We start from the raw sequence: 6,244 nt of genomic DNA on the forward strand, positions 1-6,244 counted from the left end.
CCGATAGTACCAACGTTTACGTGCGGTTTCGTACGTTCAAATTTTTCTTTAGACATGGGGTGTCCCTCTAGGTACGGATTAGGTGGCTTAAAATAAGACCACGCAACCAAAAAAATGGTTTTCTTTATTAAAGGAGAAGAAGCTTTAGACTGGTGCTAATACCCAGAGTCGAACTGGGGACCTCACCCTTACCAAGGGTGCGCTCTACCGACTGAGCTATATCAGCACACAAAATGAGTTGGAGCGTGCAGCGGGAATCGAACCCGCATCATCAGCTTGGAAGGCTGAGGTAATAGCCATTATACGATGCACGCAACACGTAACTCTGTTTGAGCTATTTAACCTTTAGAATATGGTGGAGAGGGACGGATTCGAACCATCGAAGGCAGTGCCAACAGATTTACAGTCTGCTCCCTTTGGCCACTCGGGAACCTCTCCAAATTTTGAGCTTTCTCTCGCTTGCCTTATAGGAAGGGAGAAAGTGGTGCCGACTACCGGAATCGAACTGGTGACCTACTGATTACAAGTCAGTTGCTCTACCTACTGAGCTAAGTCGGCACAAGTGGAGCGCATTTTATTGAATGATTTTCCACCTTGCAATAGTAAATTGAAAAAAAGTGCAAAATTCTCTGACCAAACTCCTACATACGGCTATTTAGCTCAAGGTTTACGTCTTTAACCCGCATCTAGTACAGGAAGATATTTTATTTATCTATCGCTTGATGTATTTTCCATGCACTTGTTTTGTTATCCACTATAGAGTTTTGTATGAGCCCATTTATGTCATTTGACCGCGAACGTTGGTCTGAGCTAAGGAATTTAGTTCCGATGACACTTTCTGAGAGCGACTTAAAAGAGCTTCAAGGCATCAATGAAAAGCTCACAATGGAAGAGGCAGTAGAGATCTATCTACCGCTATCTCGTCTATTGAACCTCTATGTGGCAGCCAGACAGAATAGAAACTCGGTACTCCACCAATTTCTAGATAAGAAAGAGAAAGCGCCACCTTTTATCATCGGTATTGCGGGTAGCGTAGCTGTTGGCAAAAGTACCACTGCGCGTCTGCTTAAAGCCCTACTCTCTCGCTGGGAAAACCACCCAAAAGTTGAACTAGTGACAACCGATGGCTTTTTATATCCAAACGAGGTGTTAGAAGAGAAAGGGTTGATGAGCAAAAAGGGCTTTCCTGAATCTTACGATATCAAGCGTTTAGTGAACTTTGTTTCGGATGTAAAAGCTTGCAAGAGAAATGTCACAGCCCCTGTTTACTCGCATCTTACGTACAATATTACTGATGACGTTAAGTGCGTCGACCTACCAGATGTGCTTATTATTGAAGGGCTTAATGTTTTACAAACCGGAATGAATTATCCACACGAGCCACATCGCGTGTTTATTTCAGACTTCCTTGATTTCTCACTCTATGTTGACGCTGATAGCCAACAAATCAAAGAATGGTACGTCAATCGCTTTATGAAATTCCGCGATGGCGCGTTTACTAAGCCTGGCTCTTACTTTAGTCATTACACTAAATTATCGAACCAAGCCGCATTGGACAAAGCAGAAGGTATCTGGAGTTCAATTAATGGCTTGAACCTTGAACAAAATATCCTTCCGACAAGAGAAAGGGCTCACCTGATTCTACGTAAAGGCGCAGATCATATGGTTGAAGAAGTGTTACTAAGAAAATAGTAACGCCTTAGTCGCCTTTTCTTAGCGATATCTCGCCACCAATATAGCTCTCGACACCATTCTCAGTTTTGAGCAATACAGCACCTTGTTCATCGATGCCTTGAACAACACCTTCAATTTCTCTAGGTCCAATGATCAATCTAACATTGCGACCTAAGAAATTATCCAAGCGGTTCCAACGCTCTAAAAAATTGGACATTCCTTTCAACTCGTAGTCGACAAGTGACTTATCCCAAGCATTGATCAGAGCCTGCGCTAACTGGTTACGGTCTGGCACCTTCCCATCACACACTTCTTTAAGGGAAGTCCATGGCTGGCCAATACCTGATGTTGTTGGATCCATGGATAGGTTTAGCCCTAAACCAATCACAATATGCGCAGCGCCGCCAGACTGTCCTGACAGCTCGACCAAGATACCTGCAAGCTTCTTGTCATTGTGGTAAAGGTCGTTCGGCCATTTAAGCTTTACACCTTCTACGCCCATCTCTTCCAAAGCTTCAACAACAGCTACACCAACCACAAGGCTTAAGCCCATTGCGGCAGCCATCCCCGCGTCGAGTCTCCAATACATTGAAAGATAGAGGTTTGCACCAAATGGTGATACCCACTCTCGTCCACGGCGTCCACGACCCGCAGCTTGATATTCAGCAATACAGACAGAACCCGATTCGAGGGTGTTAGTGCGCTCTAATAGGTGTTGGTTTGTAGAACCTATGATGGGAATGAGTTCAAGAGAAGCATCGCGACTAACTGCAGACAATTTGTCTTGGTCAAGCATATCCAAACGACTGGCTAGTTTGTAACCCTTGCCTTGTACTCGGTAGATATCTAAACCCCACTCTTGAATACCTTTAATGTGCTTACTGATAGCCGCTCGTGATACGCCAATCATTTCACCTAGGTCTTCACCTGAATGAAACTCACCGTCAGCAAGACATCTCAATAGTGCAAGCTTGGTACTGTGCTCTCTCATGCCAATGACTCCAAAGCCTTATCCAAGTTTGTCTCGCAGTCTCGTCCCATAAAGCGCACTTCATGTTCCAATCGAATATCGAATTTATTCAAAACGGACTGGCGCACTCGCTCTGCAAGCTTAAGGATATCCACAGCAGAAGCCTCATCATAATTGATAATAACCAATGCTTGGTTGGGGTGAACCTGAGCGCCACCTTCTGTCACACCCTTGAACTGGCATTGATCAATCAGCCAGCCAGCAGCAACTTTGATCATGTCATTACTCTCATAACCAACCATATTTGGATATAGAGCTAACAAGCGATCAAAATGATCTTTGGTGATCACAGGGTTTTTGAAGAAGCTACCCGCATTCCCTTGTACTCTAGGGTCTGGCAGCTTACTTGAACGGATAGCACACACTTCATCAAATATAGTGCGAGGGGAGAGCGTATCGGCTGCTAGGCTTTTTAACGGGCCATAGTGATTGCATGGCTCCCACTCTTTCGGCAACGTTAAACCAATCGCAACAACAATCGCTTTACCGTAGAGAGCGTGTTTGAAAATAGAATCTCGGTAACCAAAGAGACACTCTTCTTTGTTTAATCGCTTAACTGTATAAGTATCCAGACACAGAATATCGACATACTCGCATACATCTTGCAGCTCAACACCATACGCACCAATATTCTGAATTGGAGCAGAGCCTGAACAGCCGGGTATCATTGCTAGGTTTTCTAGACCACCCAACCCCTTATCCACACTCCACTCAACCAAGCTTGGCCAATCCTCGCCACCACTTACATGCAGTAGGTGATGACTGTCCGTCTCGGCCAGCTCAATCCCGGCTAATTTATTCACGATGACCAGGCCAGCGAAGTGCTCAGTAAAAAGCATATTACTGCCCTTACCCAGTATTAACTTAGGCAAAGCTGACCATTTAGGGTCTTTGTAAAGCGAAATAAGTTCTTCGGTAGTGGTGACTTCAACCAACACATCACACGTCTGATCGATGGAAAAAGTATGAACATTTTTTAAACTAGCATTGAGATGGAATTGCATGGCGATATTCAATTAACTTACACTGCGGTCATTCTACAGCAGATAAACCAATGGCGCAGTGACTGAATGAACAATGTCATCATTACTCAATTAGACCCAGTAAAGGTTCCCCTAGTTAAACGTTTCTATAAAGAACACTACCCAACGGGAAAAGCGAATAAGAGTGAACTGATCTACTCGTTATTGCTGGATAACGAGCTATGCGGTGTCGTGCGTTTTCGTACAATAGAAAATAATCGTTTACTTACTGGAATGGCGATATCAAAACAACATCGCGGTCAGCAATTAGGCTCCCAGCTTATGGATTATTGTGCGCAACATACGCTTACGGAAGACGATTACTGCTTTGCTTACGCTCATCTCACCAATTTTTACGCGCGACACAAATTCGTACAAGTAGACCCCAAAGATCTACCAAATGGTTTAAGAGTTTTATACGAGCGCTATTTGAATAGCGGAAAAGATCTCATTCCTATGCATTATCAGCAAAATTGTTAGAGAATGCCTCGATTATCTAGTATTTGGTACTATCCCTTTGGTAAAATTAAAGGTTCGCAATTTTGCATATTTTTAAGGTAAAACAGTCAATATGATTGCCAGTAGGAATCCATTCATACAGTTGCCAACCATAGCGCAGAATCCTGACAAGTTTGAAGTACTACTATCAGCGCAAGAGTTTCGAACTCGTCTACTTGATGAGATATCTCGCGCAACGACTCGTATTAGTTTAGTCGCTTTGTATCTTGAAGATGATGAGGCTGGCCGTGAGATCCTAACTGCCTTATATGAAGCAAAGCAAAAGAATCCAGAATTAGACGTGAGCGTTTGTGTCGATTGGCACCGAGCGCAGCGCGGATTGATTGGTGCAGAGTCTTCTGAAGGCAATGCAGCCATGTATAAAGAGTTTGCTGAAAGATATCAGCATTCTGTGCCTGTCTATGGCATTCCAGTTCGTGGCAAAGAAGTCTTTGGCGTATTGCACTTAAAAGGCTTTATCGTCGATGATAGCGTGATATACAGCGGTGCAAGCCTTAACAATATCTATCTGAATTACCATGACCGCTATCGCTTTGATCGTTACCATGTTTTAAACAATGCAGCTCTTGCTGACTCAATGTTTGCCTACGTACACGAACAGATGGTTGCGGACAGCGCTGTTTATGACCTGGCTGATAAGAACAAACCTGCGACCAAAGAACTGAAACCAGCGATTCGTCAGTTTCGAGCATCATTGGCAAGGTCTCAGTATCAATTCGAAGGGCAAGAGGTTTCAGCAGAGCAAGTGGCTGTAACACCATTGGTTGGTATCGGTAAAAGACGTAACCGTCTGAATCAGGGAATCAACCAACTCGTCGCTCAAGCTAAAGATGAAATCTTCATCTGCACACCTTACTTCAACTTCCCACCTAGCCTAGCTAAAGAAGTGAAGAAAGCACTTAAGCGTGGCGTAAAGGTCAGCATTGTTGTTGGTGATAAGACAGCGAATGATTTCTTTATCTCACCAGAAGAAGAGTTTAAAACGATTGGTGGTTTGCCATACCTTTACGAACTGAACTTACGCCGTTTCGCTAAAGCGAATGAAGCTCATATTGCTAGCCGTAATCTATCAATTCGACTTTGGCAACACGATTCCAATAGCTTCCACCTAAAGGGCATTTGGGTAGATAAGCGCTACATGCTACTAACAGGTAATAATCTAAATCCACGCGCATGGAAGTTGGATCTAGAGAACGGTATCTTTATCCAAGATAACTACCATCACCTAACAGACAAGTTTCAGGCTGAAGTGGATAACATCCTTCAACACACTCAGCTTATCTGTACTTATAAGCAGTTAGACAAGGTAGAGAGCTACCCGATGGAAGTTCAGAAGTTGATTCGTAAGATCACTCGTGTGAAAGCCGATAGGGTGCTTAAGCAAATACTGTAGTCGATGTATTAGAGACACTATTTATCAACGCCTAGCAAACGCTAGGCGTTTTTGTATCTACGAGATAGCTATTTAGGTTTGTTTGATGGTCTTTCGAATCAACATCTCTATTTATGCATAGTGAGTGTGATAGCTTGAAGTGTTAAGCATCCTACCTTTTCCTTAGTCAGTCTCAGGGTTCCAGATACGTGTATCAGGTATGGTTTAGATAGCAGCTAAACGAGTACCAATACGAACATAATCGACAATTACCCTTTACGTATTCAAGCAATAAAGTCTCACTCCTTAGGGCGAAGTACGTACGCGATAGAGAATTTCACATAGTAAAACAATCAGATTAGTGCTCTGCTCTATTTAGCTTAAGAGTTAGAAGTGACCACCTATATTCCCAAGCAGCACCTCCCGATATATAGAGAAGTACTTCATAGCTAGCGATAAGGATCTACTACTAAAACCCAAAACACATACGCAGGAAACGACGAAAGCCTAGTCGTCAGACTAGGCTTTCTGATATGTGCCGGAATAGCATGAAGTGCAGGGGCTCGGTGTCTTTATACCAATTAAAGTAAAAATGTGATCTAATTAAGATTGATGAATTATTGTGAA

The 6,244-nt window shown here is 43.3% G+C and carries 5 protein-coding genes and 4 tRNA genes; 3 read left to right on the forward strand and 6 right to left on the reverse strand.

The features are described from left to right. Nucleotides 1–150: 150 nt before the first annotated feature. The 4 genes from AB6D58_RS24035 to AB6D58_RS24050 all read right to left on the reverse strand — a co-directional run bounded on the left by AB6D58_RS24035 (nt 151) and on the right by AB6D58_RS24050 (nt 558). Nucleotides 151–226 (reverse strand) — tRNA-Thr (locus AB6D58_RS24035). 13 nt (nt 227–239) lie between these two features. Continuing rightward, nucleotides 240–314 (reverse strand) — tRNA-Gly (locus tag AB6D58_RS24040). A gap of 39 nt (nt 315–353) precedes the next feature. After that, nucleotides 354–438, reverse strand: a tRNA-Tyr gene (locus tag AB6D58_RS24045). Nucleotides 439–482: 44 nt separating this feature from the next. Beyond that, a tRNA-Thr gene (locus AB6D58_RS24050) sits at nt 483–558 on the reverse strand. Nucleotides 559–768: 210 nt separating this feature from the next. Between AB6D58_RS24050 and coaA the strand changes: the two genes are divergently transcribed. Beyond that, a complete protein-coding gene (gene coaA, locus AB6D58_RS24055; protein ID WP_017066910.1) occupies nt 769–1,692 on the forward strand; it encodes a type I pantothenate kinase in 924 nt (307 codons plus the stop codon). 7 nt (nt 1,693–1,699) lie between these two features. On the opposite strand, the gene birA is transcribed toward coaA, so the two are convergent. Both birA and murB read right to left on the reverse strand, forming a co-directional pair. After that, the gene (gene birA / locus AB6D58_RS24060; protein ID WP_017059800.1) at nt 1,700–2,665 is read right to left on the reverse strand and encodes a bifunctional biotin--[acetyl-CoA-carboxylase] ligase/biotin operon repressor BirA; all 966 of its coding nucleotides are present in this window, start codon (nt 2,663–2,665) and stop codon (nt 1,700–1,702) included. After that, nucleotides 2,662–3,708, reverse strand: a complete 1,047-nt coding sequence (murB, locus tag AB6D58_RS24065) for a UDP-N-acetylmuramate dehydrogenase (RefSeq protein WP_372158758.1) — start codon at nt 3,706–3,708, stop codon at nt 2,662–2,664. Before murB ends, birA begins: the two co-directional genes overlap by 4 nt. 66 nt (nt 3,709–3,774) lie before the next feature. Between murB and AB6D58_RS24070 the strand changes: the two genes are divergently transcribed. Further along, nucleotides 3,775–4,206, forward strand: coding sequence for a GNAT family N-acetyltransferase (locus AB6D58_RS24070; RefSeq protein WP_102319991.1), 432 nt, complete (start codon nt 3,775–3,777; stop codon nt 4,204–4,206). A 91-nt stretch (nt 4,207–4,297) separates the two neighbouring features. Next, entirely contained in the window at nt 4,298–5,638 is a 1,341-nt protein-coding gene (gene pssA, locus AB6D58_RS24075) for a CDP-diacylglycerol--serine O-phosphatidyltransferase (protein ID WP_372158761.1), read from the forward strand. The last annotated feature ends 606 nt before the right edge of the window (nt 5,639–6,244 follow it).

It is taken from the genome of Vibrio sp. 10N.239.312.D08, from assembly GCF_041466145.1.
Classification (GTDB): Bacteria; Pseudomonadota; Gammaproteobacteria; order Enterobacterales; family Vibrionaceae; genus Vibrio; species Vibrio crassostreae_C.